Source organism: Amycolatopsis sp. SB7-3, from assembly GCF_041021335.1.
Lineage (GTDB): Bacteria > Actinomycetota > Actinomycetes > Mycobacteriales > Pseudonocardiaceae > Amycolatopsis > Amycolatopsis japonica.
Genome location: NZ_JBFPJQ010000004.1, coordinates 326,654 through 352,428 on the forward strand (window position 1 = coordinate 326,654; position 25,775 = coordinate 352,428).

General features: G+C 70.7%; 31 protein-coding genes. 20 read left to right on the forward strand and 11 right to left on the reverse strand.

Going from position 1 to position 25,775, the window contains the following annotated elements:
• Positions 1–12: 12 nt before the first annotated feature.
• Positions 13–867 (reverse strand): PPK2 family polyphosphate kinase, encoded by an 855-nt coding sequence (locus tag AB8M46_RS29070; protein ID WP_394362298.1) that lies wholly within the window; start codon positions 865–867, stop codon positions 13–15.
• A gap of 156 nt (positions 868–1,023) precedes the next feature.
• Here AB8M46_RS29070 and rocD point away from each other — a divergent pair, with 156 nt between their 5' ends.
• Entirely contained in the window at positions 1,024–2,226 is a 1,203-nt protein-coding gene (gene rocD / locus AB8M46_RS29075; RefSeq protein ID WP_037343845.1) for an ornithine--oxo-acid transaminase, read from the forward strand.
• Positions 2,227–2,257: 31 nt separating this feature from the next.
• A complete protein-coding gene (locus AB8M46_RS29080; RefSeq protein WP_125736434.1) occupies positions 2,258–3,619 on the forward strand; it encodes a DUF2252 domain-containing protein in 1,362 nt (453 codons plus the stop codon).
• A 166-nt stretch (positions 3,620–3,785) separates the two neighbouring features.
• Here AB8M46_RS29080 and AB8M46_RS29085 read toward each other — a convergent pair whose 3' ends face one another.
• Positions 3,786–4,661, reverse strand: coding sequence for an FAD-dependent oxidoreductase (locus AB8M46_RS29085; RefSeq protein ID WP_394362299.1), 876 nt, complete (start codon positions 4,659–4,661; stop codon positions 3,786–3,788).
• A gap of 70 nt (positions 4,662–4,731) precedes the next feature.
• On the opposite strand from AB8M46_RS29085, the gene AB8M46_RS29090 reads away from it, so the two are divergent.
• The gene (locus AB8M46_RS29090) at positions 4,732–5,340 is read left to right on the forward strand and encodes a phosphatase PAP2 family protein (RefSeq protein ID WP_394362300.1); all 609 of its coding nucleotides are present in this window, start codon (positions 4,732–4,734) and stop codon (positions 5,338–5,340) included.
• Here the strand turns inward: AB8M46_RS29090 and zapE are convergent.
• Positions 5,294–6,328 (reverse strand): cell division protein ZapE, encoded by a 1,035-nt coding sequence (gene zapE, locus AB8M46_RS29095; RefSeq protein WP_378429195.1) that lies wholly within the window; start codon positions 6,326–6,328, stop codon positions 5,294–5,296. The two genes, AB8M46_RS29090 and zapE, sit on opposite strands and share 47 nt — an antisense overlap.
• 98 nt (positions 6,329–6,426) lie before the next feature.
• Between zapE and AB8M46_RS29100 the strand changes: the two genes are divergently transcribed.
• The 10 genes from AB8M46_RS29100 to AB8M46_RS29145 all read left to right on the forward strand — a co-directional run bounded on the left by AB8M46_RS29100 (position 6,427) and on the right by AB8M46_RS29145 (position 13,134).
• Complete coding sequence (locus tag AB8M46_RS29100; RefSeq protein WP_394362301.1) at positions 6,427–7,173, forward strand: pyrimidine reductase family protein; 747 nt, start codon at positions 6,427–6,429, stop codon at positions 7,171–7,173.
• A complete protein-coding gene (locus tag AB8M46_RS29105; RefSeq protein ID WP_037343839.1) occupies positions 7,170–7,727 on the forward strand; it encodes an RNA polymerase sigma factor in 558 nt (185 codons plus the stop codon). Before AB8M46_RS29100 ends, AB8M46_RS29105 begins: the two co-directional genes overlap by 4 nt.
• Positions 7,727–8,152 (forward strand): hypothetical protein, encoded by a 426-nt coding sequence (locus tag AB8M46_RS29110; protein ID WP_378429197.1) that lies wholly within the window; start codon positions 7,727–7,729, stop codon positions 8,150–8,152. The genes AB8M46_RS29105 and AB8M46_RS29110 overlap by 1 nt, the downstream gene beginning before the upstream one ends.
• A gap of 132 nt (positions 8,153–8,284) precedes the next feature.
• Complete coding sequence (locus AB8M46_RS29115) at positions 8,285–8,734, forward strand: Asp23/Gls24 family envelope stress response protein (protein ID WP_037343835.1); 450 nt, start codon at positions 8,285–8,287, stop codon at positions 8,732–8,734.
• Positions 8,734–8,910, forward strand: a complete 177-nt coding sequence (locus AB8M46_RS29120; RefSeq protein WP_005157087.1) for a hypothetical protein — start codon at positions 8,734–8,736, stop codon at positions 8,908–8,910. Before AB8M46_RS29115 ends, AB8M46_RS29120 begins: the two co-directional genes overlap by 1 nt.
• A complete protein-coding gene (locus AB8M46_RS29125) occupies positions 8,907–9,263 on the forward strand; it encodes an Asp23/Gls24 family envelope stress response protein (RefSeq protein ID WP_037343833.1) in 357 nt (118 codons plus the stop codon). The genes AB8M46_RS29120 and AB8M46_RS29125 overlap by 4 nt, the downstream gene beginning before the upstream one ends.
• 13 nt (positions 9,264–9,276) lie before the next feature.
• The gene (locus tag AB8M46_RS29130; RefSeq protein WP_125736439.1) at positions 9,277–9,813 is read left to right on the forward strand and encodes a DUF6286 domain-containing protein; all 537 of its coding nucleotides are present in this window, start codon (positions 9,277–9,279) and stop codon (positions 9,811–9,813) included.
• The gene (locus tag AB8M46_RS29135; protein ID WP_360132913.1) at positions 9,810–10,397 is read left to right on the forward strand and encodes an alkaline shock response membrane anchor protein AmaP; all 588 of its coding nucleotides are present in this window, start codon (positions 9,810–9,812) and stop codon (positions 10,395–10,397) included. Before AB8M46_RS29130 ends, AB8M46_RS29135 begins: the two co-directional genes overlap by 4 nt.
• A 28-nt stretch (positions 10,398–10,425) precedes the next feature.
• Positions 10,426–11,505 carry an ATP-dependent DNA ligase gene (locus AB8M46_RS29140; protein ID WP_350593565.1) on the forward strand — a complete coding sequence of 360 codons (1,080 nt, stop codon included), beginning with the start codon at positions 10,426–10,428 and terminating at the stop codon, positions 11,503–11,505.
• A 72-nt stretch (positions 11,506–11,577) separates the two neighbouring features.
• Positions 11,578–13,134 (forward strand): alpha/beta hydrolase, encoded by a 1,557-nt coding sequence (locus AB8M46_RS29145; protein ID WP_394362302.1) that lies wholly within the window; start codon positions 11,578–11,580, stop codon positions 13,132–13,134.
• Positions 13,135–13,225: 91 nt separating this feature from the next.
• Here AB8M46_RS29145 and AB8M46_RS29150 read toward each other — a convergent pair whose 3' ends face one another.
• Positions 13,226–13,468: a DUF2630 family protein gene (locus AB8M46_RS29150; protein ID WP_037343824.1), complete on the reverse strand. Its 243-nt coding sequence runs from the start codon at positions 13,466–13,468 to the stop codon at positions 13,226–13,228.
• Between the two features lie 90 nt (positions 13,469–13,558).
• On the opposite strand from AB8M46_RS29150, the gene AB8M46_RS29155 reads away from it, so the two are divergent.
• Entirely contained in the window at positions 13,559–13,915 is a 357-nt protein-coding gene (locus AB8M46_RS29155) for a co-chaperone YbbN (protein WP_038515702.1), read from the forward strand.
• An 87-nt stretch (positions 13,916–14,002) separates the two neighbouring features.
• Here the strand turns inward: AB8M46_RS29155 and AB8M46_RS29160 are convergent, their stop codons facing one another.
• Positions 14,003–14,932, reverse strand: a complete 930-nt coding sequence (locus tag AB8M46_RS29160; protein ID WP_072027892.1) for a proline dehydrogenase family protein — start codon at positions 14,930–14,932, stop codon at positions 14,003–14,005.
• A gap of 16 nt (positions 14,933–14,948) precedes the next feature.
• Positions 14,949–16,577, reverse strand: a complete 1,629-nt coding sequence (gene pruA, locus AB8M46_RS29165) for an L-glutamate gamma-semialdehyde dehydrogenase (protein WP_378428249.1) — start codon at positions 16,575–16,577, stop codon at positions 14,949–14,951.
• Between the two features lie 206 nt (positions 16,578–16,783).
• On the opposite strand from pruA, the gene AB8M46_RS29170 reads away from it, so the two are divergent.
• Complete coding sequence (locus AB8M46_RS29170) at positions 16,784–18,298, forward strand: PucR family transcriptional regulator (protein ID WP_394362303.1); 1,515 nt, start codon at positions 16,784–16,786, stop codon at positions 18,296–18,298.
• Positions 18,299–18,381: 83 nt separating this feature from the next.
• Here AB8M46_RS29170 and AB8M46_RS29175 read toward each other — a convergent pair whose 3' ends face one another.
• The 3 genes from AB8M46_RS29175 to AB8M46_RS29185 form a co-directional block, all read right to left on the reverse strand.
• Positions 18,382–18,618, reverse strand: a complete 237-nt coding sequence (locus tag AB8M46_RS29175) for a S1 RNA-binding domain-containing protein (protein ID WP_037343811.1) — start codon at positions 18,616–18,618, stop codon at positions 18,382–18,384.
• A gap of 152 nt (positions 18,619–18,770) precedes the next feature.
• Entirely contained in the window at positions 18,771–19,811 is a 1,041-nt protein-coding gene (locus AB8M46_RS29180) for an LLM class flavin-dependent oxidoreductase (RefSeq protein ID WP_394362304.1), read from the reverse strand.
• A gap of 7 nt (positions 19,812–19,818) precedes the next feature.
• Positions 19,819–20,211: a DUF6221 family protein gene (locus AB8M46_RS29185; RefSeq protein ID WP_037343808.1), complete on the reverse strand. Its 393-nt coding sequence runs from the start codon at positions 20,209–20,211 to the stop codon at positions 19,819–19,821.
• 182 nt (positions 20,212–20,393) lie between these two features.
• Here AB8M46_RS29185 and AB8M46_RS29190 point away from each other — a divergent pair, with 182 nt between their 5' ends.
• Positions 20,394–20,876 carry a hypothetical protein gene (locus AB8M46_RS29190; protein ID WP_394362305.1) on the forward strand — a complete coding sequence of 161 codons (483 nt, stop codon included), beginning with the start codon at positions 20,394–20,396 and terminating at the stop codon, positions 20,874–20,876.
• On the opposite strand, the gene AB8M46_RS29195 is transcribed toward AB8M46_RS29190, so the two are convergent.
• Both AB8M46_RS29195 and AB8M46_RS29200 read right to left on the reverse strand, forming a co-directional pair.
• On the reverse strand, positions 20,873–21,892 hold the full coding sequence (locus tag AB8M46_RS29195) for a DNA polymerase domain-containing protein (RefSeq protein WP_394362306.1): 1,020 nt from the start codon (positions 21,890–21,892) through the stop codon (positions 20,873–20,875). The two genes, AB8M46_RS29190 and AB8M46_RS29195, sit on opposite strands and share 4 nt — an antisense overlap.
• A 19-nt stretch (positions 21,893–21,911) precedes the next feature.
• Positions 21,912–22,469 (reverse strand): GNAT family N-acetyltransferase, encoded by a 558-nt coding sequence (locus AB8M46_RS29200; protein WP_394362307.1) that lies wholly within the window; start codon positions 22,467–22,469, stop codon positions 21,912–21,914.
• A 24-nt stretch (positions 22,470–22,493) separates the two neighbouring features.
• Here AB8M46_RS29200 and AB8M46_RS29205 point away from each other — a divergent pair, with 24 nt between their 5' ends.
• From AB8M46_RS29205 to msrB, 4 genes are all read left to right on the forward strand, one after another.
• Entirely contained in the window at positions 22,494–23,180 is a 687-nt protein-coding gene (locus AB8M46_RS29205) for a TVP38/TMEM64 family protein (RefSeq protein ID WP_037344502.1), read from the forward strand.
• Positions 23,181–23,346: 166 nt separating this feature from the next.
• Positions 23,347–24,948, forward strand: a complete 1,602-nt coding sequence (locus tag AB8M46_RS29210) for a protein kinase (RefSeq protein WP_394362431.1) — start codon at positions 23,347–23,349, stop codon at positions 24,946–24,948.
• A gap of 73 nt (positions 24,949–25,021) precedes the next feature.
• Entirely contained in the window at positions 25,022–25,327 is a 306-nt protein-coding gene (locus tag AB8M46_RS29215; protein ID WP_037343798.1) for a hypothetical protein, read from the forward strand.
• A 19-nt stretch (positions 25,328–25,346) separates the two neighbouring features.
• Complete coding sequence (gene msrB / locus AB8M46_RS29220) at positions 25,347–25,769, forward strand: peptide-methionine (R)-S-oxide reductase MsrB (protein WP_034318341.1); 423 nt, start codon at positions 25,347–25,349, stop codon at positions 25,767–25,769.
• Positions 25,770–25,775 lie beyond the last annotated feature (6 nt).

Below are 25,775 nucleotides of genomic sequence, written 5' to 3' on the forward strand. Positions count from 1 at the left end.
TCTCTCAGACGATCAACCGGGGACGCCAACGCCTTCCAGCTTCTTCAGCTCGGTCTCGGGGTCGAAGTCGGCGGGCGGGAACTTCGGGTCCATCTCCTCGATCGTTTCGATCAGCAGCCGCGCGACCAGCCAGTTGCGGTACCACTTGCGGTCGGCGGGGACGGCGTACCAGGGCGCGGCCGCCGTGGACGTCTTGGCGAAGATGTCGGAGTAGGCCTTCTGGTAGTCGTTCCACTGGGCACGCGCGTCGAGATCGGCCGGGTTGTACTTCCACCACTTCGCCGGGGTCTCCAGCCTCGCCTTGAGCCGCTTCAGCTGCTCCTCCGGCGAGATGTCGAGGAAGACCTTCACGATGGTCGTGCCCGCCTCGGTCAGCTCCTTCTCGAACGCGTTGATCTCGGCGTAGCGCTTGCGCCATTCCGCCGCGGGGACGAGCTTCTGGACACGCGGCACCAGGATGTCCTCGTAGTGCGAACGGTCGAAGACGCCGACCTGCCCCGGCACGGGGAGCTGCTTGCGGATCCGCCACAGGTAGTGGTGGCGGGCCTCGGCCGCGGTCGGCTTCTTGAACCCGGCGTACCGCACGCCCATCGGGTTGACGAGGCCGAGGACGTGGCCGACGGTGCCGCCCTTGCCGGAGGTGTCCATCCCCTGCAGGACCAGCAGGAGGCTGCGGTGCCCGCCGCCGACGCCCTCCGCGTACAACGCCTCCTGCAGCTCGGCGAGCCTGCTCCCAGCTTCCGCGAGGTCTTTGAGCCCCTTGGGCTTCTTGGTCGGCCCGATCGGGAACGAGCCCGGATGGTGCCGCTCGCCGCCCTTGCCGATCCTCAGCGTGTCCCGGACGGAGACGGTGTCCTTTTTCGCCATCCGGCGACGATAACCGCGGTCCGGGTCCCGCGCCTCCGGTGATCGAGTACGCCTCTGCACGATTTCGCCACTCGATGGAGTCGATACGCAACGAACAACGGGTCAAAGCAACGTTTCCCGGATGAAAGCAGCCGGATGGGCATCTAACCTGAACGCATGACGACCGCCGACTTCATCGCGCTCGACGAGCAGTGGAGCACGCACAACTACCACCCCCTGCCCGTGGTGATCGCCACCGCCGAAGGCGCCTCGGTCACCGACGTCGAGGGCAAGACCTACCTCGACTTCCTCTCCGGCTACTCGGCGCTGAACTTCGGGCACCGCCACCCCGGCCTCATCGCCGCCGCGGTCGAGCAGTTCGGCCGGGTGACGCTGACGTCGCGCGCCTTCCACCACGACCAGCTCGGGCTGTTCTGCCGGGAGCTCGCCGAGCTGACCGGCACCGAGATGACCCTGCCGATGAACTCCGGCGCCGAAGCGGTCGAATCCGCGGTGAAGATCGCCCGGAAATGGGCGTACCGGGTCAAGGGCGTCCCCGACGGGACCGCGGAGATCGTCGTCGCGGGTTCCAACTTCCACGGCCGCACGACGACCATCGTGTCCTTCTCCACCGACGAGACCGCGCGCGCCGACTTCGGCCCGTTCACGCCGGGCTTCGTCACGGTGAAGTACGGCGACGCCGAAGCGCTCCGCGACGCCATCACCGAGCGCACCGCCGCGGTCCTGCTGGAGCCGGTGCAGGGCGAGGCGGGCGTGATCGTGCCGCCCGCCGGCTACTTCGCCGAGGCGCGGCGGCTGTGCGACGAACACAACGTCCTGCTGATCGCCGACGAGATCCAGTCCGGTCTCGCCCGCACCGGCACCGTCCTCGCGCTCGACCACGAGGGCGTCCGTGCCGACGTCTACACGCTGGGCAAGGCGCTCGGCGGCGGCATCATGCCGGTCTCGGCCGTCGTCGGGAGCAAGGACGTGCTCGGCGTGCTGCGGCCGGGTGAGCACGGCTCCACCTTCGGCGGGAACCCGGTCGCGTGCGCGATCGGCCGCGCCGTGGTCGGTCTGCTGAAGACCGGCGAGTTCCAGGAGCGCTCGCGGGAACTGGGCGCCCACCTGCACTCGCGGCTCGGCGAACTGGTCGGGAACGGGCTCGCCGAGGTCCGCGGGCGCGGGCTCTGGGCGGGCATCGACATCGCGCCCGGCGGGCCGACCGGCCGCGAGGCGTCGACGGCGCTCGCCGAACGCGGCGTGCTGTGCAAGGAGACGCACGACCACACGCTGCGGATCGCGCCGCCGCTGGTGATTTCCCGCGAGGAACTCGACCGCGGTATCGACGCGATCACGGAGGTCGTCAAGACGCGGTGAACCTTTCGGACGGGTTGTACGTTGCCTGTCCATGGGAGCAGAGCGGGAGTGGGTGGAGCGGCCGCTGGTCGGCACCGAGACGGTGTCGCCGGAGGACTGGTCCGCGAGGGGTAAGGCGCTGCGGGCCGAGGCGCCGACGTCCGCGCACGATCACGCGGCGGCGGGCGAAGGACGGCCGAGTGTGGCGGAGTTCTTCGCACGGAGCAACGAAGGCCGCCTGCCGGAGCTGGTGGAACTGCGGCGCGAGCGCATGCTCGCGTCGCCGTTCACCTTCTACCGCGGGGCGGCCGGGCTGATGGCCGCCGATCTGGCGGGTTCGCCGGCGTCCGGGCTGACGGCGCAGCTCTGCGGCGACGCGCACGCCGCGAACTTCGGGCTGTACGGCACGCCCGAAGGCCAGATCGTCATGGACATCAACGACTTCGACGAATCGGTGCCGGGCCCGTGGGAGTGGGATCTCAAACGGCTCGCCGCGAGTCTCGTCCTGGCCGGTCGCGAGGGCGGCATCGGCGAATCGGGCTGTCGTGAAGCCGCCGAAGACGCGGTGAAGTCGTACCGGCGCACCATCCGGGGGCTGGCGGAGCTGCCGTTCCTGCGGTCGTGGAACGCGTTGCCGGACGCGTCGGTGCTGAGCAAGGTGCGCGCGCACGACCTGATCGACGACTTCGAGGAAGCGGCCGAGAAGGCGCGGAAGAACACCAGCGCCAAGGTCACCGCGAAGTGGACCAGGCGGATCGACGACCACGAGACCGGACTCGAACGGCACCGCTTCGTCGAAGACCCGCCGGTGCTCACGCACGTCGACGACGCGACCGCCGAAGCCGTCGTGACCGGTCTGGTGTCCTATGTGGACACGCTGCGCGAGTCGCGGCGGACGCTGATCTCGCGGTACCGGGTGTCCGATGTGGCCTTCCGGGTGGTCGGCACCGGCAGTGTCGGATTGCGCAGCTACGTCGCGCTGCTGCACGGGAACTCCGGCGAAGACCTTGTCCTGCAGGTGAAACAGGCCAACCCGTCGGCGCTCGCGCCGTTCCTCGGCCTGCCCGCCCCGGAGCACGAAGGCCGCCGGATCGTCGAAGGCGCGCGGCTCGTGCAGGCCGAAACGGACATCCTGCTCGGCTGGACGACCATCGACGGCGTGCCGTACATCGTGCGGCAGTTCCGGAACCTCAAAGGCGACATCGATCCGGCAGAGCTGAAGAAGGACCACCTCGACGACTACGGCCGTCTGGCCGGCGCGTTGCTGGCGCGGGCGCACGCGCGGTCGCTGCATCCGCGGATGCTGGCGGGCTACTTCGAGGACGACGAAGACCTCGATGAGGCCATCGGTGCCTACGCCATGCGGTACGCGGATCAGACCGAAGCGGACTTCGAGACCTTCCGCGCCCTCTGACCCCCTGCCCGCATTTAGTCCTCTAAATGCGGGCAGGGGCAACCGATCCGGCGCCTTCGCGCAGCCCCTCGCGGTGGTCGTGAGTGGCGTTTCGGGTTAGAACCCGAAACGCCACTCACGACCCCTGTACCGATCGTCCACCGCATTCAGAGGACTAAATGCGGGTTCAGACCAGGGCCAGGACGTCGTCGGCGCAGCCCCAGGCGACGGTGATCCCCGCACCGCCGTGTCCGTAGCAGTGCACGACGCGGCCGTCCCGCTCCAGCCGCACCTCGGGCCGGAACGGACGCAAGCCGACCTTCGCGCCCAGCACGGGCGCGTCGGCCAGCGCGGGCACGAGTTCCCGGCACCGGCGCACGATGTCGGCGGTCACGCCGGGGTCCGGCTCGACCGAATCGCGGCCGGGCTCCTGCGTGCCACCGCAGACGACGTGGCGGCCGTGCGGGATCACGTGCCGCAGCACCGGCGTCGAGCCGTCCACGATCCATTCGGTCAGCCCCGGATCGGCGAGGTGGACGACCTGGCCGCCGACCGGCACCACCGTGCCGTCGCCCGCCAGCCGTCCCCCGCCGAGCCCGGCGGCGTTCACCACGAGATCCGCGTCGAGGTCGTCCAGGCGCGAGACGGTGCGGTACTCGGTCCGCACGCCCAGCGCGGCGACCTCACCGGCGAGCCAGTCGAGGTACACCGGGGTGTCGACGAGCGCGGTGGTGAAGGTGAGCCGTCCGGGTTCGTGATCGAGGCCGGGCATGGACAGCGCCCACGACGGCAGCGCCGCCTCACGCGGGACGACGTACGTCCCCCGGAGCATGCGGACGCCGGGGGCGCCGAGGGTGCGGTACTCCTCGACGCTCGTCGTGGTCCAGCGGTCGACCCGGTCGGAGTTCGCCGCCAGCGGCGGGAACAGCACGCCACCCGCGACCGCCGACGTCGTCTCCCCCGGACCGGCGTCGGTGACCACCGTGACGTCGTGCCCGGCCCCCGCCAGCCGGTGCGCGCAGCTCAGCCCGATCACCCCGCCGCCGACCACACTGATCCGCATCGAAAGCCCCCTTCGTCTTCGCGAGCCGTCCTTGCATGGTGACTGATCGCCCGTCACGTAATCTCGCCGGATGAGCGGAAGAGCGCCGTACGGGCTGGTCGCGGTGACGTGCGCCGTGATCATGGTCGTGCTCGGGGTGCTGGTCTCCGGCGGAGGTGTCGCCGGTCCGGACGAACTCGCCGCGCGCTGGGTGGAGCGCGCCTTCGGCCCCGACACCGACCTGCTGCGGCTACTGGTGCTGCCGACCGAGGCCTACGTGCTGATCCCGGTCGCGGTGCTCGCCGCCGTCCTGTGCCTGGTCGGCGGGCGCAGGCTCGAAGCGGTGCTGACCATCGTGGGCCCGCTCGTCGCGATCCTCGCGAACACCTGGGTGCTCAAACCGCTTTTCGACCGCTGGAAGTACACCTATCTCGCCTACCCCAGCGGGCATACCGTCGCGCTGGTCGCGGTGCTGACCGTGCTCGTCCTGCTCGCCCGTCCCGGCGTCGCCAGGGCGGTCATCGCGACGGTGGGCGCGGTGGTGCTGTGCGGCGTGACAATCGGCATGATCGGCCTCGGCTACCACTACCTGACCGACGTCGTGGGCGGCACGCTGTTCGCCGTCGCGACCGTGTGCGCGACGTGGGTCCTGCTCACCTGGGCTGCACGGCGTCGCGCGCCAGTGCCGTCAGACGGCTGACGGCGCGCAGGTACTTCTTGCGGTAGCCGCCGTTCACCATCTCCTCGGTGAACAGCTCCGGCACCGGCTCGCCCGAGACCACCAGCGGGATCGCGCGGTCGTAGAGCCGGTCGGCGAAGGCGACCAGCCGCAGTCCGACGTTCTGGTCGGGCACCGGGTGGATGTCGCGCAGGTGCACCCGGGTCACGCCGTCGAGAAGCCTTCCGTAGCGCGAAGGGTGCAGGCTGCCGAGGTGGTCGCACAGCGCGTCGAAATCGTCCACTGTGGACTCGGGATGCGCGGCGGCGGAGGCTTCCAGCTCCTCGGCGCTCGCGGGCGGCGGCGCGTCCGGGAGCCCGCGGTGGCGGTAGTCGGGGCCGTCCACGCGGCAGACGCCGAACCGGGCGGACAGCGACTGGATCTCACGCAGGAAGTCCGCGGCGGCGAACCGGCCCTCGCCGAGTTTGTCCGGCAGTGTGTTGGAGGTCGCCGCGACGAACACCCCGGCCGAGATCAGTTCCTGCAGCAGCCGCGTGACGAGCATGGTGTCGCCGGGGTCGTCGAGTTCGAACTCGTCGATCGCCAGGAACCGGTGCTCCGACAGCCGCCGCACGGCCTCGGCGAACCCCAGCGCGCCGACGAGGTGGGTCAGCTCCACGAACGTCCCGTACGCCTTGGGCGACGGCGTCTCGTGCCACGTCGAGGCGAGCAGGTGCGTCTTGCCGACGCCGAACCCGCCGTCGAGGTAGAGCCCCATCGGCCCGGACGGCGCCTCGTCCCCGCCGCCGAACAACGCGCGCAGCTTCGACTTCGGCTTCCGGTTCGAGGCCTCCGCCACGCGCTTCGCGAACGCGCCGCAGTCGACGACGGCCTGTGCCTGGCTCGGCTCGTCCGGATTGGGCACGTAGGTGGAGAACCGGACCGCGTCGAACCTCGGCGGCGGGACGAGCGCGGTGATCAGCTCGTCGGCGGACAGCTCCGGACGGCGATCGATCAGGCGGGCGGGCATTCGCCGAGGGTAACGGCACCGTCGTCGCGGGTTCACTCTCCCTGACCGGGCGTATCCCCCGCTCAGCGGTGCCGTAGGGCGCGTGTTGGGATGGCGGTGTGCAGCTTTTGTGGCCAACGACACCGGCGGAACCCGTCTCCGACGGCGACCTCGAACGGCTCTACGGGTATCCGGAAGACCTGGCCCGCCCCTGGGTCCAGGTCAACTTCGTCAGCTCCGCGGACGGCGCGGTGGCGGTCGACGAGCTGTCCGAGGGGCTCTCCTCCCCCGCCGACAAGCGGATCTTCCTGATGGGACGGCTGCTTTCCGACGTCATCCTGGTCGGCGCCGGCACCGCGCGCGCCGAGGGCTACCGCGGCGCGCGGATCACTCCCGGACGCGCCGCCCGCCGCGTCGCGCTCGGGCTGTCCGAGGTGCCGCCGATCGCCGTGGTGACCCGTTCGGGTGAGCTCGACCCCGTAGGCCCGTTGTTCACCGACACGAAGGTCCCGCCGATCGTCATCACCACCGAGAAGGCGCCCCGGACCGCGCTGGAACGCGCGGGCGCCGAGGTGCTCGTCGCGGGGACCGAAGACGTCGACCTGCACCGCGCGCTCGCGCTGCTGGACGACCGCGGGCTGCGCCGGATCGACTGCGAGGGCGGGCCGGCGCTGTTCGCCGACCTGATCGCGGCCGACCTCGTCGACCAGCTGTGCCTGACCGTCGCCCCGCTGCTGGCGGGCGCGGGCGAACGCCGGATCGCCGACGGCCGCCCGTCCCCGGAACCACGGCGGATGGACCTCGCGTCCGTGCTCTTCGAAGACGGTTTCACCATGTTGCGTTATCGCCGCCGGGAGAGCGGGTGAGCGAGGCCGCGCCGGTTCCGGACGAGGAACTGGCGGCCCGGGCCGCCGCCGGGGACCACGGTGCCTTCGACATCCTGGTCCGGCGGCACACGGCCAGGATGTACCGGGTGGCGCTGCGGATCACCGGCAGTTCGTCGGAGGCCGAGGACGTCGTCCAGGAGGCCTGGCTCTCCGCCTGGCGCGCCTTGCCCGGCTTCCGGTTCGAATCCGCGGTGTCGACCTGGCTCTACCGGGTGACGACGAACGGCGCGCTCGGCGTGGTCCGCCGACGGAAACCGACGGTGCCGCTCGACGAGGGCGACGCGGGCGTCGTGCCTGGTCCGGAGGGGTACGTGGTGAGCGCCGAACAGGTCGGAAGGGTGCTGCGCGCGATCGCCGAACTCGACGTCGGCCAGCGGATCCCGCTGATTCTGCGAGAATTCGAAGGGTTGACCTACGACGAGGTGGCCGAGGTGCTGGAAGTCAGCGTGCCCGCTCTGCGCGCCCGCCTGCACCGCGCGCGGGTGGCGCTGCTGGCGAAACTCGGCGACAACTTCCGACCCGGGGAACGGTGATGAGCGAGGATCCGCGCGACGACCCCCGGTGGCAGCAGGTGCGCGCCGCCGCGAGCCGTCCGGTACCGACACCGCCGGGACTCGTCGAACGGGTGCTCCGCTCGGTCGGCGGCGTCCGCGGCGGGCACACCACCGCGCCGCTCGATCTGCCGTCGTCGGGCGGCAGGACCCAGGTGTCGGAACGGGCGCTGGTGCTGATGACCAGAAGCCTCGCCGCCGAGATCGGCCGCGAGCTCGGCGGGGTCCACGTCTCGGCCGTCGCGCTCGAAGAGGACGTGCTCCAGGTGCTGGTGACGATCCGGTTCGGCGTCGAGGCAGGCGTCGCGGAACTGTTGCGGCACCGGCTCGGCGCGGCGCTGTCCGGCCAGCTCGGTTCGGCCCCGCCCACGATCAACGTCCACGTCGTCGACGTCCACCCGGACTGAACCGCAACTGATTACCCCATCCGGGGGACATCGCGTGACGGCTCGGCGTGCGCGTGTGTCCAGGTCGGTGAGAGCGTAGGGATCGCCGCGCGCGCAGGTCGCGCGGCACCGGTGCGAGAAGGAGCGAACTTCATGGCGCAGCCGAGCGCGAGCAAGCCCGACACCCCGGTCGCGGGGTCGTCGCTCAACGAGGAAGGAGCCGCCGGCAAGACCACGATCTCGTCGGTGGTGGTGCAGAAGGTGGCCGGTCTCGCCACCCGCGAGGTGACCGGGATCCACGCCCTGGGCGGCGGTGTCTCGCGGGCCTTCGGCGCGATCCGCGAGCGCATCCCCGGCTCCGGCACCGTCACCACGTCCGGTGTCTCGGTCGAGGTCGGCGAGAAGCAGGCCGCGATCGACCTCGACGTGGTCGTCGAATACGGCGCGCGCATCGTCGACGTCGCGCGCGCGGTGCGCCGCAACGTGATCGGCCAGGTCGAGCAGATCACCGGCCTCGAGGTGATCGAGGTCAACATCGCGGTCAACGACATCCACCTGCCCGACGAGAACGGCGGCGAGACCGAGACCTCGCGGGTGGAGTGATGAACGGGACCCAGACCGGCCTGCTCGCCGGCCTCATCCTCGGCCTCGCCGCGACCCAGGGCTTCACCGCGTTCCTGGTGACGCTGGCCGTCGGCGTCATCGGCCTCGTCCTCGGCCGCGTGCTCGACGGCGAACTCGACCTCGGCGACCTGTTCGGCCGGGGCCGCGACAAATGACCCTCCCGGCCGAACCGGAGGACCGCGGCACCCTCACCATCGCGCCGTCCGTGGTCCGCAAGATCGCGCAGCACGCCGCGGACCAGGTCGACGGGACCACGCGCGCCGAGCGGCGGATCGCCGGGCTCGGGCTGGGGACACACGGCGCGAGCGCGAAGGTCGGCGGCGAGGGCAACGACGTCGATCTCGTGCTCGACGTCGCGCTGAACTACCCGGCGCCGGTGCGGCGGATCGTCGGCGACCTGCGCTCCAGGGTCACCGAGGAGGTCGAACGGATCACCTCGTACCAGGTCCGGGACATCTCGGTGACGGTCTCCGCGCTCCTGCCCGACATCGCGCCCCGCGTCCGCTAGAAGGAGCACCCGCATGCGTTTGTTCGTCCGCCTGCTGTCGGCCCTGCTCGGGCTGGCGCTGGCCGCCGCCGGGGTCCTGCTGGCGCTGGAGGTCGGCTGGGGCTGGTGGCGGCCGGGACGCGGGCCGCTGTTCGTCCCCTGGGACGACTGGCGCGACAGGCTCGCGGAGCTGTCCTGGAACACCGCCGAAGTCCGATACCTGGCGATCGCCGTCGCGGTCGTCGGGCTGCTGCTGATCCTGGCGGCCGCCTCGGCCGGGCGGCGCGCCATCCGGCTGACCGATCCGGCGAACGAGGTCAGCGTGACCACGTCGCCGCGTTCGCTGGCGAGGCTGGTCGGGGTGACGGTGCGCGCGCAGGACAACGTCGTGGGCGCGAAGGTCACGGCCACCGCCAAGAAGATCCGCGTCCGCGCGACGAGCAGGCTGGAAACCGAAGGCGCGCTGCGGCCGCGGCTGCTGGAGACGGTCTCCGGTCTGCTCGACGACGTCCCGTTGGTGCGACGGCCGAAGGTGTCGGTTGTCGTCGACTCCCCGAAGGACCGCCGATGACCCGTTCGGTCTCCGCCAAGGCACTCGGCCGGTCCACCGGCACGGAACGGACGCTGACCGTCCTCATCGGACTCCTCGCGCTGCTCGGCGGGGCCGCGGCGCTGGTGGTCGGGGCGGGCTGGCTCGGCACGTACCGCGCCGACCGGCCGCTCGTGGACCCGATCGCCCTCGACTGGCTGTCGCGGCACGCACTCGCGGGCCGCGTCGGCGCGATCGTGCTCGGCGTCCTCCTGCTGTGGCTGGGCCTGTGGTGGTTCTTCCGGTCGCTGCGCCCGGAGGGCCGCCCGGACCTCGAACTCGACGACGACCTCGTGGTCACCTCCTCGGCCATCTCCGAGGCCGTCCGCCTCGACGCCGAGACGGTCGACGGGGTCGGGCGCGCCCGGGTCCGCGCGGTCGGCGACAAGGAGAACCCGGCGCTGCGCATCACGCTCTGGCTCGTCGAGGGCACCGACCTGAAACGGGTCTGGGAGCAGCTCGACCACACCGTGCTGGCCCGCGCGCGGGAATCGCTCGGGGTGGACGTCCTGCCGACCGCCGTCCGGATCGAACTCGACACGACGGCACCGCAACGGGTGCGCTGACCGCGCCGGTGCGGCAAGAATGGCCGTCATGTCGCTTCCCTTGACGCCGCCGGTCAAACCGATGCTCGCCAAACCGGCGAAGGCGATCCCCGATTCCGGCGGGCTGCTGTTCGAGCCCAAATGGGACGGCTACCGCTGCCTGGTGTTCCGCGACGGCGACGAGCTGACCCTGCAGTCGCGCTCGGAGAAGCCGCTGAACCGGTACTTCCCCGAGGTCGTCGAGCGGTTGAAGGCGGCGCTGCCCGAACGCATCGTGCTGGACGGCGAACTGGTGGTCGCCCGGGGCGGGAAGCTCGACTTCGACGCGCTCACCGACCGGGTCCACCCCGCCGAGAGCCGCATCAAGCTGCTGGCGGAGCAGACCCCGGCCGAGTTCATCGCGTTCGACCTGCTGGCGCTCGGCGACGAGTCCTTTCTGGACGAACCGACGTCGAAACGGCGGGAACGGCTGGAGAAGCTGGCCTCCGACGGCATCCATCTCACCCCGGCCACCGCGGATCCCGCGGTCGCGCGGCACTGGTTCGAGCTGTTCGAGGGCGCCGGGCTCGACGGCGTGATCGGCAAACCGCTCGACGAGCCGTACACGCCGGGTAAACGCGTGTTGCTGAAGTACAAGCACTCACGCACCGCCGACTGCGTTCTCGCGGGGCTGCGCTGGCACGTCGACGGCGAACCGGGTGAGCTGGTCGGTTCGTTCCTGCTCGGGCTCTACGACGAGAACGGCGTGCTGCACCATCCCGGTGTCGTCGGCTCGTTCCCGGTCACCCGGCGGCGTGAACTGGCCGAGGAGCTGGCGCCGCTGATCACCGACGGGGCGGATCACCCCTGGCTGGGCGACAACGTGCGGGAGCACCAGCGGATCCCCGGCGGGATCACCCGATGGAAGGCCAAAGAAGCCCCGTGGGTGCCGCTGAAGCTGGAGAAGGTGGTCGAGGTCGGCTACGAACACACGGAAGGTGGATATCCGTCGCGGTTCCGCCACACCGCGCAGTTCAAACGCTGGCGCCCCGACCGCGAACCGGACTCCTGCACCTACGCCCAGCTCGACGAGGTCGCCCGCTACGACCTGGACGCCGTGTTCCGCGGCGAGGTGAAACGCACCCGCTAACCGTGTCCTGACATCCGACCTGCGAAGCTCTGTTCCGAGCTTTTGTCATGCCTTGGAAGTGAGGACCAGCCCGTGAGCACCGCCCGCCGCACGCCACGGCTGATCCTGACGACCACCGTGGTGGCGGCCGTGCTCGCGGGCTGCACCGCCGGGCCGTCGGTCCGGCCCGCGGTGATCGACAACGACGGCAAGCCGGCTCCCGGCGGCCAGACGACGGCGCAGCAGGTGCCGCTGCCGCCGCTCGCGGAACCCCGGTCGCCGTCGATCAAATGGGAGGACTGCGACGAGGCGACCCGGCAGCGGCTGGGTCAGCCGTCCGTGCCGGACACGCTGAAGTTCTCCTGCGCCAGGGTGCCCACCACGCTCGACGCGCCGGACCTGCCCGGACGCGGGCTCTCGCGGCTGTCGGTGGTCAAGACCGGCGGCGGGCCCATCCCGCTCGTCGTGGTCAACGACGTCGACGGCGAGCCGGGGTCGCTGTACGCCGCGCGGCTGGCCGCCACGCTGCCGCCCGAGTTCCTGCAGAAGTTCTCCCTGATCGGGGTGGACCGGCGCGGGACCGGGGCGTCCGCGCCGGTGCAGTGCATCCCCGCGGAGATCCGCACCGATCTGCTGGGCGGTGATCCGACGGCCGCCGACCTCGAAGGCGTCGTCGACGCGGCGCGCAAGGCGGGTCAGCAGTGCGCCATCGAACTGGACGACTCGCAGGTCGCGATGGACAGCTGGCGGGCCGCGGGCGACCTCGAAGAACTCCGTGAGCAACTCGGCATGGACAAGCTGCACGCGCTCGGACGCGGTGACGGTTCGAAGGTCCTCGCCGAATACGCCGTGCGGTTCCCGGCGCAGGTCGGCCGGGTGATGCTCGACGGGCTGCCCGACCCCGCCCCCGACGCGGCGGCCGTGCAGGAGTCGGTCGCCGCGAGCGCGCAGGCGACCCTCGACGCTTTCGGCGCCGACTGCATCGCGAGGGGCTGCCCGATCGGCGACGCCCGCTCGGCCGTGTCCGCCGTCGCGGACCGGCTCCGCTCCGCTTCCGCGACGACCACCGACGGCGCGGAGATCACGCCGGGGATCGCGCTGTACGCCATCTACTCCGGGCTCGCGCAGCGCTCGCGCTGGGTGGAACTCGCCGAGGCGCTCAAGACCGCGCAGAGCGGCGACGTCACCCCGCTGGCCGCGTTCGCCGAACCGGTGCTGAAGGACTCCCGGGCACGGCCTTCGCGGCTGGACGGCACGCTCGCGACCAAGTGCAACGACAGCGCGACCCGGCTCTCGGCCGAGGAACTCACGCGCGTGACCACGACCCTGCGCGACAAGTACCCGCAGTTCGGCGTCTTCGCCGCGCAGCAACTGGCCTGGTGCAGCCCCTGGCCCGTGCGCCGCGAGCCGCTCCCGCCGGCGGGTGCGCCCGGTGCGCCGCCGATGCTCGTCGCGGGCACCGCGACCGATCCGGTCACCCCGGAACAGGGCACCGGCCGGGCCGCCGATCAGATGCCGAGCGCGGTCACGATCACCTGGCAGGGTGCCGGGCACGGCGCGCTGAGCCTCTCGCCGTGCGTGGCGGACGCGACGCGGGGGTTCCTGATCGACGGGAAGGTGCCCGTCGACGGGACCCTCTGCCCGGCCTGAGTCCCTACCCGCCTCGCCGCCTGAAGTGTCATGAAAGGGCCGTTCAGGACGTTTTTCGTCCTGAACGGCCCTTTCATGACATCGGCCTGAGCTACTGCCGGTAGGACTCCACCTCGGACACCGGCCGCGCCGAAGCCTGATCCGGGTCCTCGTCGAACTCGACCCGCGCCCGCCGCTGCCGCAGCAGGTCCCAGCACTGGTCCAGCTGCTGCTCGACGCTCGCGAGGCGGGACCGGTCGTCCGAGCTGAGCCCGGTGCCGATCGCCCGCGAACGGAGTTCGTGCTCCTCGCTGACCAGTTCGTCGATCCGGCTGAGGATGTCCCCGTCGGCCATACGCACCTCCCGCGAAACGTGGGTTGCTCCATCCGAGACGCTACGCGCAATCCCGGGAATGCGCGTCCCGCCCGATTCGTTACGCGGGGCATGAGCACTGTGGAGCTGACCGCCGCCAACTTCGACCAGGTCGTGTCCGACAACGACTTCGTCATCATCGACTTCTGGGCGGGATGGTGCATGCCGTGCCGTCAGTTCGCGCCGACCTACGAGAAGGTGTCGGAGAACCACGACGACATCGTGTTCGCGAGCGTCGACACCGAGGCCGAGCAGCAGCTGGCCGCAGCCTTCGACGTGCGCTCGATCCCCACCCTCGCGGTCATCCGCGACAAGACGGTGATCTACGCCCAGCCGGGCGCGCTGCCGGAGAAGACGCTCGAAGACCTCATCCAGCAGGCGCGCGACATCGACATGGACAAGCTCAAGGAAGAGGCCCAGGAGGCCTGACGAGCACGAAGAAGGGGCCTTGCCCGGCGGGTTTCGCCGGGCAAGGCCCCTTTCTACTTCAGCGGAACAGTGCCACCCGGGACCGGGTCAGCCCTTGGTGGCGAGTCCGCGCAGGAAGAACGCCAGGTTCGCCGGGCGTTCCGCCAGCCTGCGCATGAAATAGCCGTACCATTCGTCGCCGTAGGGGACGTAGACGCGCATCGTCTTGCCGTCGCCCGCGATCCGGCGCTGCTCCTCGGGACGGATCCCGTACAGCATCTGGAATTCGTGGTCGTCCGCCTTGCGGCCCGCGTCCGCCGCGAGCTTCTCGGCGATCGCGATCATCCTCGGGTCGTGCGAGGCGACCATCGGATAACCCTTGCCCTGCATGAGGATCTTCAGGCAGCGAACGTAGGACTTGTCCACTTCGGACTTGTCCTGGAACGCGACCTCCTCGGGTTCGGCGTACGCGCCCTTGCACAGCCGGACACGGGATCCTTCGACAGCCAGGTCCCGGCAGTCCTGCTCGGTGCGCCGCAGGTAGGCCTGCAGCACCGCGCCGACCCACGGGTACTCGGTGCGCAGTTCCTTGAGGATGCCCAGCGTCGAGTCGGTGGTGGTGTGGTCCTCCATGTCGAGGGTCACCGTGGCACCGACCGCTTCGGCCGCCGCGCAGATCTTGCGGGCGTTCTCCAGCGCGACCTTCTCGCCGTCGGCGGGCAGGAACTGGCCCACCGCGGACAGCTTCACCGACACGTCCGCGCCGAACGCGAGGCCGTCGGCCGCCAGCGCGGTCAGCAGTTCCTCGTAGGCGCGGACGGTCGTCGCGGCCTGCTCGGCGTCGGTGGTGTCCTCGCCGAGGTGGTCGAGGGTGACCCGGAGGCCGTCGTCGGCCAGTTCGCGGACCACCCGGGCGGCGTCGGGCGTCTTCGCGCCGGCGACGAACCGGCTGACCACCGATCGGGTGGCGGGGACGACCTCGACCAGCTTGCGCATCCGCTGGGATCGAGCGGCGGCGAGCAACGGGGCACGCAACATCACGAACTCCTGGTTCTCAGCCCTGGTGGGGGTAACGGACGCTGGTGGGCGGGACGAAGGTCTCCTTGACCGAGCGCGGGCTCGTCCAGCGGAGCAGGTTGAACACCGAACCGGCCTTGTCGTTCGTGCCGGACGCGCGGCCGCCGCCGAAGGGCTGCTGGCCGACGACCGCGCCGGTCGGCTTGTCGTTGACGTAGAAGTTGCCGGCGGCGAAGCGCAGCGCCTCGGACGCCTTCGCGACGGCGGTGCGGTCGTTCGCGATGACCGCACCGGTCAGCGCGTAGTCGGCGGTCTCGTCGACCAGCTTGAGCACCTTGTCGAAGTCCTCGTCCTCGTACACGTGGAGCGCGAGGATCGGGCCGAAGTACTCGGTGCGGAAGATCTCGTGCTCCGGGTTGTCCGACACCAGGATCGTCGGGCGCACGAAGTAGCCGACGCTGTCGTCGGCGGTGCCACCGGCGATGACCTCGATCTCGGGGTCCTCGGCCGCGCTGGCCAGCACGGCGGCGTGCTTGTCGAAGGCGCGGCGGTCGATCACGGCGCCACCGAAGTTGGTCAGGTCGTTGACGTCGCCGTAGGTGATGGCCTCGGTCTCGGAGACCAGCTCGTCCTTCAGGCTCGCCCAGAGCGACCGCGGGACGTAGGCGCGGGACGCGGCCGAGCACTTCTGGCCCTGGTACTCGAAGGCGCCGCGGATCAGCGCGGTGCGCAGGATGTCGACGTCGGCGGAGGCGTGCGCGAGCACGAAGTCCTTGCCGCCGGTCTCGCCGACCAGGCGCGGGTACGTGCGGTAGCCGGAGATGTTGGCGCCGACGGTGGCCCACAGGTGCTGGAAGGTCGCCGTCGAACCGGTGAAGTGGATCCCGGCCAGGTCGCGGTGGGTCAGGGCGACCTCGGAGACGGCCTTGCCGTCACCCGGCAGCAGGTTGATCACGCCCGGCGGCATGCCGGCCTCTTCGAGCAGCCGCATCAGCATGTGCGCGGCGTAGCTCTGCGTCGGCGACGGCTTCCACAGCACGACGTTGCCCATCAGCGCGGGCGCGGTCGGCAGGTTGCCGGAGATCGCGGTGAAGTTGAACGGGGTGATGGCGTACACGAAGCCCTCGAGCGGGCGGTGCTCCATCCGGTTCCAGATGCCGGGCGAGCTGACCGGCTGCTCGGCGAGGATCTGACGGCCGAACGCGACGTTGAAGCGCCAGAAGTCGATGAGCTCGCAGGCGGAGTCGATCTCGGCCTGGAAGGCGGTCTTCGACTGGCCGAGCATGGTGGCGGCGTTCAGCTTGGCGCGCCACGGGCCGGCGAGCAGGTCGGCGGCGCGCAGGATGATGGCGGCGCGGTCGTCGAAGGACAACGCGCGCCAGCCGGGAGCGGCGGCCTTGGCGGCGGCGATCGCGTCGTGGGTGTCCTGCGCGGTCGCGCTGTGGATGACGCCCAGCACCGCCTTGTGGTTGTGCGGCTGGACGACCTCGATCTTCTCGCCGCCGCCCTTGCGCTGCTCACCACCGATCGTCGCGGTGATGTCGATGGGGTCGGCGTTGCCCAGCAACTTGAGCGCGCCCTCGAGTTCAGCGCGCTCAGCGCTGCCCGGCGCGTAGTTCAGCACCGGCTCGTTCTTCGGGGCGGGGGTCTGGGTCACGGCGTCCACTGACTGCTCCTGACTTCACTTCGCCGGATAGAGGTCTCACCCCGAACGGTAGACCGGACGGCGTCGCCACGGCTTGTTCGACTGGCTAGAATCGGGGTGACCATCTTGTCCGATCGGCTTAATTCGGTGATGACCTGACCACGGATACGACCACAGGCGCCTCGCTCCGGCATGTCCTCGCCACGCTCGGGGAACCGCTGGTCAGGGTGCTCGCGGCCCCCGGCGGGCTCGGCGTCCAGGTGGAGGACGTCGTGATCCACGATCCGGAGGATCCACCCGACGCCCATCCGGGTGACCTCGTCCTGGTGATCGGCGCTCGCGGACGCTCCGCCGCGGGAGCGATCCGGGCGGCGGGGCGGTCCGGCGCTGCCGCCGTCGCGGTCAAGACCGGCTCGGCCGTCGTCGACGTCGCGGCCGACGCGGGGGTCGCGCTGATCGAGGTCGGCCACGAGGCGCGCTGGGAGCAGGTCGAAGCACTGGCCAGGGGCGTGGTCGACGCGGCGCGCGCCGGTGGCGAGGCGGACAGCGGCGAGGTGCTGGGCGATCTGTTCTCGCTCGCGCAGACCATCGCGACGCTCACCGGCGGCCTGGTCAGCATCGAGGACACCGCGAGCCGCGTACTGGCCTATTCGCGGGCCGGCGACGAGGTGGACGAACTGCGCCGGCTTTCGATCCTCGGCCGCGAAGGCCCGGAACGGTATCTCGCGATGTTGCGCGAATGGGGCGTCTACCAGCGGCTTCGCGCCGGTGAAGGCATCGTCCGCATCGACGAGCGGCCCGATCTCGGCATCCGGCGCCGGATCGCGGCCGGGATCCACGCCGGATCGCAGCCGCTGGGCACGATCTGGGTCCAGGAGGGCGCGCATCCGCTCACCGAAAGCGCGGAGGTCGCGTTGCTCGGGGCGAGCCGCGCGCTGGCGCCGCAGCTGATCCGCCACCGGACGCTGCCCAGCCCCGAACTCCGGCTGCGCGAGGATCTTCTAGCCGGCCTGCTCGACGGCCGCGTCGACGCCGAGTCCGTCGCCGACGACATCGGCGCGGATCCCGGGAAACCCGCCATGGTGCTGGCGTTCTCGCTCCCCCGCGACCGGGCCGCCACCGACCGGCAGCTGCGGCGCGCCGAGCTGGTGCACCTGATCACCGTGCACACCGCCGCGTACCGGCGGAGCGCGCTGGTGAGCGTGATCGGCGGCCGGGTCTACGCGCTCCTTCCCGACCTCCCCGAGCACGCGGAAGCGCGCATCCTGGCGCTGGCCAAGGAAATCGTCGCTACCGCGCAACGGCATCTCGACGTCCGGGTGCGCGCGGCGCTCGGCGGTGTCGTGCCCCGGCTCTCGGACGCGGCGGCCTCACGTGGCGACGCCGACCGCGTACTGGCGACGATGGCGCGCGGGCACGAGACCGCGGACGTCGCCTCGCTGGCCGACGTCCGCGCCGAAGTCCTGCTCTCGGAGGTGCTCGCGTTCCTCGGCGAGCAACCGAGGATCCGCGATCCGCGGCTGACCGAACTGGTCGCGCACGACGCGGAGCACGGCGGAATCCTGGTGCCCGCCGTGCTCGCGTACCTCGACGCGTTCGGGGACGTCCGGCGCGCGGCGCGCGAGCTGAACATCCATCCGAACACGGTCCGGTACCGGGTGCGCCGCGCCGGCGAGGTGTCCGGGATCGACCTGGACGACCCCGCTCAGCGCATGCTCACCCAGCTCCTTTTGCGCCTCTAGGGTTTCCCCCTGCCCGCAATTAGTCCTCTGGATGCGGTCCTTGCGTGTGCAAGTACCGCATCCAGAGGACGAAACGCGTGGGGTCAGGCCAGGGTCAGGCTGAACCGGCGGTTCTGGACGTCCAGTTTGTCCAGCCGCACCGCGACGGCCGCCCCGGCGGCGAACGGGCCGGTTCCGCCGACGGTCGGCAGCAGCCCCTCCATCCCGGGGGCCACTTCGACGAACGCGCCGAACGGGAGCACCCGCGTGACGACTCCGTCCAGGACGCCGCCCTCGGCGTGCGCGACGACGAACTCGCGCCAATTCTCGGTGGGAGACATGCGATTCACCTCCTTTCCGCGCATGGTCCACAGGAGGACACCTACGCGGAGGCGGGCTGCGGGCCCGCGCGGAGATCAAACGGCGGCCGGGGAACCCGTCCGCTCACGGCACGAGGCCGACCCGGCAGTCATGGCCGTGACCCTAGCAAAGGTCACGACACGGCCACCAGGCTGCGAAGTACGGCGACCTCGGCCAGCGCGCGATAGGACTCCAGCCGCTCCGCCTGGTCGAAGGTGCTGGTGGTCACCAGGATCTCGTCGGCGCCGGTCTTGGCGACGAGATCCGCCAGCCGGTCGCCCACCTCGTCCGGGGTGCCGGCGAGCTGACCGTCGAGCGCCCGGTCCAGCCGGTCCCGGTCGCGGTCCGACAGCGGCCCGGCGAGGATCTCCTCCACCGGCGACAGCGGCGGGAAGACGCCGTGCGTGCGCGAATAGACGGTCGACCACGCTTCGGGGATCAGCAGCCTCCGGGCCCGTTCGGCCGTCTCGGCGACCGCGATGGCCGTGGACACCACGACGTACGGCCGCGAAGCCTGAGGGGAAGGCCGGAACCCGGACCGATACCCCTCGATCGCTTCGAGCAGCGGACCCTCGCCCCGGACCGGCGCGATCACCAGCGGCAGCCCCAGTTCCGCGGCCAGCCGCGCCCCGGCGCCGGTGGCCAGCAGGAACGCGGGCACGCGCAGACCTTCCGCCGGAATGGCGTGCACGCCCGGATACGTCGTCTGATCGCCCGCGAGGAAGCCCAGCAGTTCGCGGACCTGCTCACCGAAGCGATCGGCGTCGTCCTTCTCGTGCCCGAGCGCCTGCCGCACCCCGCCGGTGAAGCCGACCGAACGCCCCAGCCCCATGTCGATCCGGCCGGGGAAGAGCGATTCGAGCACGCCGAACTGTTCCGCGACCACGAGCGGCCGGTGGTTGGGCAGCATCACACCGCCGGTGCCGACCCGGATCCGCCCGGTCGCCGAGGCGACCGCCGCGGCCAGGACGGTGGGCGCGGAACCGGCGACACCGGGCACGCTGTGGTGTTCCGACACCCAGAACCGGTGATACCCCAAGGCTTCGATGTCCCGCGCGAAGGCGACCGTGTCCCGCAAGGCGCGGGGCGCGTCGCCGCCGCGGCGGGTCGGGGACCGGTCCAGTACCGAAAGCGTGATCACCCTCGGGTCAACGCGTCCGGGCCCGGCGGGCATTCCCCGCTCAGGGGCGCCAACGCTCGCTGTAGTCCGGGTGGTCGGCGTGCGGCAAGGCCAGCAGCCGCAGGGTGAGGCACCAGTTCGTGCCAGCCTCGTCGGCGGGCACATGGCACGTCTCGCACCAGTACTCGTTGCCGTACAAGGGGAATCCCGGGACCTTCTCCGAAACCGTGGTGCGATGCGCCTGCAGGAGCCGCCGGGTCGCCTCGATCTCGTTGATCATCTGATTGATCGCGTCGAGTTCGATGTCGTTGAGCGAGCGGATCTTCTTTTCGATGACGACCTTGGTCTCACCACGATTGAGGGATTCGTTGATCTCGGTTTTCTTGACCGCCTGCATGATCAACGCCTGGCGTTGCCCCACACGCGCGGCGAGGAAGGCGATCAGGTCGTCCACGGGTACTCCTTCGTCTCCCCCAGCCTAGTGTTCGGAGGGAAATGTCGCTGGCAGGAAGCCCTGCGTTACGGCTGAGTCCCACGCGTCACACAGTCTCGTATCGGTCACGGGCGAAGCGGTAACAGGTTTCTAGATCGACACGAAAGCGCAATCACTCCGCGAGCAAAACGAAGAAGAGACCGATGCCGGGCGCGAATTCGTCACCGATACCGCACACCTCGTCACGAAATGCGTTCCCCGTCGTGGCGGGGCTCGCCGTCGCGCTCACTTTGGGCGCCGGCGCCGGTGTGGTGGCGGCCACCCGGCCGGGTGAGCCCGTCGCCGCGCCGGCCACTCCGGCGACGGTGACCGTCACGGCGGAGGCCGCGCCCGCGCCCACCGTGACCGTCCCGGCACCACCGGTCACCTCGGGACGCACGGCGGTCGCGTCCTCAGTGGACCGCTTCGCCGACGGGACCTATCTGGTCGGCACGGACATCCGAGCGGGCTCGTACCGTTCCCCCGGACCGGCGCCGGGCGGAAACGGGCACTGCTACTGGGCGCGGCTCCGGCCCGATGGCGCGTCGAAGATCGTGGCCGACCAGCTGACCACGGGCGCCGCACGGTTCACCGCCCGCAACGGCGAGTTCGTCCAGGTCGCCGGGTGTGAGTTCACCCGGTTCTAAGTATCGTCGCGCGCCTTGCTCGGCTGGACGCGTTTCGGCTCACCGGGCATCTTCGGATAGTCCGGCGGATACGGCATCTCGCCGAGGCCGTGGTCGCGTTCGTCGCGCGCGTACCAGTCCAGCAGCGTCTCGATGCCGAACGCCTGCTCGTCCATCGGCGCGTGGAGGTCGCCGCGCTCGGCGTAGAAGGCGCCCGCGGTGAGGACGTCGAAGTCGTCCGGGTCGACCTCGGTCAGCAGATCCCAGGTCAGCGGCGTCGACACCGTCGCCCGCGGGGTGCCGCGGACCGACCAGGACGACGCCACCGTGCGATCACGGGCCGCCTGGTTGTAGTCGATGAAGACCCGGCCGCCGCGTTCTTCCTTCCACCACGCGATGGTGGCCTTCTCCGGGATCCGGCGCTCGACCTCGCGGCCCAGCGCGATCACCGCGTGCCGGACTTCGATGAAATCCCAGTCCGGCCGGATCCGCACCAGCACGTGCACCCCGCGCCCGCCCGAGGTCTTCGGGTAGCCGGTCAGGCCCGCCGAGTCGAGGACCTCGCGGACCACGCCCGCGACCTCGACCGCGTCGGCGAAACCGGCCTCGTCCGGCGGATCCACGTCGATGCGGAGTTCGTCGGGATGGTCGACGTCGGGCCGCCGCACCGGCCACGGGTGGAAGTCGAAGGTGCCCAGGTTCGCCGCCCACGCGAACACGGCGGGCTCGGTCGGGCAGACCTCCTCGGCCGTCCGGCCCGACGGGAAGGTGATCTTCGCGGTCTCCACCCAGTCCGGGGCGCCCTTCGGCACGCGCTTGGCGTAGAACCACTCGCCCTCGACGCCGTCGACGTAGCGCTTCAGCGTCGTCGGCCGCTCCCCGATCGCGCGCAGCAACGGCACGCCGACCGCGACGTAGTGCTCCACGACCTGGCGCTTCGTGATCCCCCGGGCCGGGAAGTACACCTTGTCCGGGCTGGACACCCGGACCTTGCGCTCGCCTGCCTCGACCTCGATCGGCTCACCGTTCTTGGGCATGCGCCCACCGTATCGCCGATCAGGGCCGGGGATCGGTCTCCAGGACCGCCATGCTGATCGCGTCGTGCCATTCGCCGTCCCACCACAGCGCGTCGCGTTGGAGACCCTCGCGGACGAACCCGGACTTCTCGTACACCCGCTGCGCGCGGGGGTTGAAGTCGAAGACCTCCAGCGAGACGCGATGGAGGCCGACGATGTCGAACGCGAAGTCCAGGATGAGCTTCGTCGCCTCGGTGCCGTACCCCTTGCCGAAGACGTCGGGCCCGGTCAGTGCGATCCGGAACGAGGCCGAGCGGTTGTCCGCGTCGACCTCGTTGAGCACGACGTCGCCCAGATAGACGCGGTCGTCCTTGCGCAGGATCGCGTAGTCCGCCCGGTCGTCGAGGCCCGGCCGGGACGAGAGCCAGGTACGGATCTGCTCCTCGGTGAACGTCGCGTGCGTTCCGGTGAACCGGGTGCCCTCCGGTTCGTGCAGCGCCTGCCACGCGGGTTCGAAGTAGGTCTCGTCGAGCTGCGTGAGCACGACGTTCTCGCCGGTGAGTTCGGGCTGTGCCCGCAGCGCCTCGGTGTCGATCACGGCGGACACGGTACGGTGGACGCGGTGTCCGGGCGTACCAAATTAATCCTCGCGCTCGCCGTACTCGCCCTGTTCGTGGCGGCGGCGGTGCTGCTGCCGATCCCGAGTCCCGCCGGGCTGCGGGCCTGGGCCGCCGAGACCGGCCCGGCCACCCCGCTGGTGTTCTTCCTGGTCTATTCGGTGCTGACGGTGGCACCGATCCCGCGCACCGTGTTTAACCTGGCGGGCGGGCTGCTGCTCGGTGCCACGACGGGGATCGTCGTCGGCATCCTGGCGACCACGGTCGCCTCGGGGCTCTCATTCGCTCTTTCGCGGGCACTCGGCCGCGATCTGGTCACCCGGCACCTGCACCGGGCGAAGGTCCGCGCGGTCAACGACCGGCTTTCGGACGGCGGGGTACTGGCGATCACCTCCTTACGGCTGATCCCGATGGTGCCGTTCGCTCCGTTCAGTTACCTGTGCGGAGTGTCATCGGTCCGTTTCGCCCCGTATCTGATCGGGACCGCGCTCGGCAGCCTGCCGGGTACGGTCGCCGTCGTCGTCCTCGGCGACGCGCTGACCGGGGAAACACCTCCCGCCCTGCTGATCTGTTACGCCGTCTTCGCCGCCGCGGGGGCCATCGGGCTGGTCAAGGTCTTCCGGCGCAAGGCCCCTCCGACGCCCGAACCGAGCGGCGAGGAAGAATTGCCCGCCTCCGCACCGGCGAGCTGACGGGGAGCCGAAACCGCCGCCCGCTACACTCGATCGGGTGCGCGGGACCTGTCAGGCCGCGTAACGCCACCATCACCCGGAGAATGTGTCAGGAGCAGTCGCCATCGACACCGGTCAGCTGATCGCTGGGCACTATCGCCTGGTCGAGCAAATTGGTAGCGGTGCCATGGGGGTGGTCTGGCGTGCCATCGATGTCCGCCTCGAGCGCTCGGTGGCGGTCAAGCAGATCCTCCCGCAGCCAGGTGTCTCCGAGGCCGAACGCGACAACATGCGCCAGCGCGCCATGCGCGAGGCGAAGAACGCGGCCCGGTTCCAGCATCCGAACGCGATCGTGGTGTTCGACATCGCCGAGCACGGCGGCGACCCCTGCCTGGTGATGGAGTACCTGAACGGCCCGAGCCTTTCGGCGATCATCGCCGACGAAGGCACGCTGCCACTGGGGCGCGTCGCGAAGATCGGCGAGCAGGTCGCGTCGGCACTGGTCGCCGCGCACCGCGCCGGGATCGTGCACCGCGACGTCAAACCGGGCAACATCCTGATCGACGAGTCCGGCACCGCGAAGATCACCGACTTCGGCATCTCCCGCGCGGCCGGCGACATGACGCTCACCCAGACCGGGCTGATCGGCGGCACCCCGGCGTATCTCGCGCCCGAGCTGGCGCGCGGCTCGGACCCGGTGCCCAGCTCCGACGTCTTCGCGCTCGGCGCGACGCTCTACCAGGCGATCGAGGGCCAGACGCCGTACGGGAACAGCTCCAACCAGCTCGCGCTGCTGTACGCGGCCGCGAACGGCCAGATCAACCCGCCGCAGCAGGCGGGTGCCGCGACGGCGCTGCTGATGAGCCTGCTGCGCACCGAGCCGACCGAGCGCCCGACCATGGCCGAGGCCAGGGAGCGCCTCGCCGCGCTGGCGGCGAACGAATCCGGCGCGGGCGCGGCCGCCTCGCCGCGGCTTTTCGGAGCGGGCGGCGGTAGACAGCCCGCCGTGCCCGAGACCCCCGGGCACGGCATCCCCGGCGGAGACCGCCCGCCGTGGCAGCGGACCGACAAGCCGGCCGCCTCCACCGCGGCTCCCCCGCAACCCACCAAGACGCACACGCCGACGGCCGCGTTCATCCCGATGCGCTCGCCGTCCGCGCCGCCGAACACCCCGCCGCGTCCGGTCGCGGCGATGAGCCCGCCGCCGTCCGCGGCCGCCCCGATGCGCCCGTCGCCCGCCAAGCCGACCGACGCGAAGCGCAAGGCCGTCCTGTTCGCGGGCGCCGGTGCCGCGGTCGTGGTGATCGCCGTGATCGTGTTCCTGATCCTGAACTCGAGCAACGGGGGCAACACCCCGGGCGGGAACAACGCCGGGGCGAACCCGCAGCCGGGCACCTCTGCGCCCAAGTCGAGTGCCCCGTCCTCGTCGCGTCCCGCGCCCGCGGGCCTGGGCAAGACCCCCAGCGAAAAGGTCACCAGCTACTCCAGCGTGGGCAGCTTCCTCCTGGACTTCTTCGACACCGGCAAGATCGGCACGTCCGCGAGCTGGAACAAGCTCACTGACGCGGCGAAGGCCGTGTACGGCTCCGAGCAGGCTTTCGCCGAATACTGGGCCGCGCACAAGGTCACCGGCTCCGAAAAGGCGCGAGCCGACAGCGGCGGCGGAAACCCCGACGGCTCGATCGACATGAACATCACGATCAACGGCGGCCCGCGGCCGGCGCTGCGCGTGGTCCAGGTCGGCGGGCAGTACCTCATCGACGCCGACACGCGGGTACTCGGCAACTGACGCAGCGTGGCGGTGGTGAGACCCGCCTCGCTGGTGGTAGGCCAATCGCCGATCGTGGCTTACTGTTGCCGGTATGGCCGATAGCGGACCTTTCGGACCTCGCCAGAATCCTCGCTTCCAGGAAGACCTGGTAGGCCTCGATCCGCACGACCCCGAGGCCCGGGCCTTCGCCGAGCATCTGGACCGCATCGAACGCTGCGGCCCGAACTTCACCGTGGAGGCCTGCCTCGACGGTGTCTCCGATTTCGCCGACTCCAGCAACCGGCTCGGCGGGTTGCGCTGGTGGGTTTCGGCACTGGTCGTGGTCCTCATCGTGCTCGGCGTGATGGTCACCGCATGGGACATCATCGGCCGGGCCATCGCGTGGCTCGCGGAGTAACGTGGAACCGGTGAAAGGCATGAAACCCGTTGTCGGAGCCACGCCGCGCGTGGTCAAGTCCGAGCAGGAATGGCGGGAGCAGCTCAGCCCCGACGAGTACGCCGTCCTTCGCCAGGCGGGCACCGAGCGCCCCTTCACCGGTGAGTACACCGATGAGAAGACCACCGGTGTCTACCAGTGCCGAGCCTGTGGCGCCGAGCTGTTCCGCAGCGACACGAAATTCGAGAGCCACTGCGGCTGGCCGTCGTTCTACGACCCGGCCGACACCGACGCCGTCCTCCTCCGCGAGGACACCACCATGGGGATGCGCCGGATCGAGGTGCTGTGCAAGTCGTGCCACAGCCACCTCGGGCACGTCTTCGAAGGCGAGGGTTACGCCACGCCGACGGATCAGCGGTACTGCATCAACTCGATCTCGCTGAAGCTCGTTCCCGAGTCGTAACCGAAC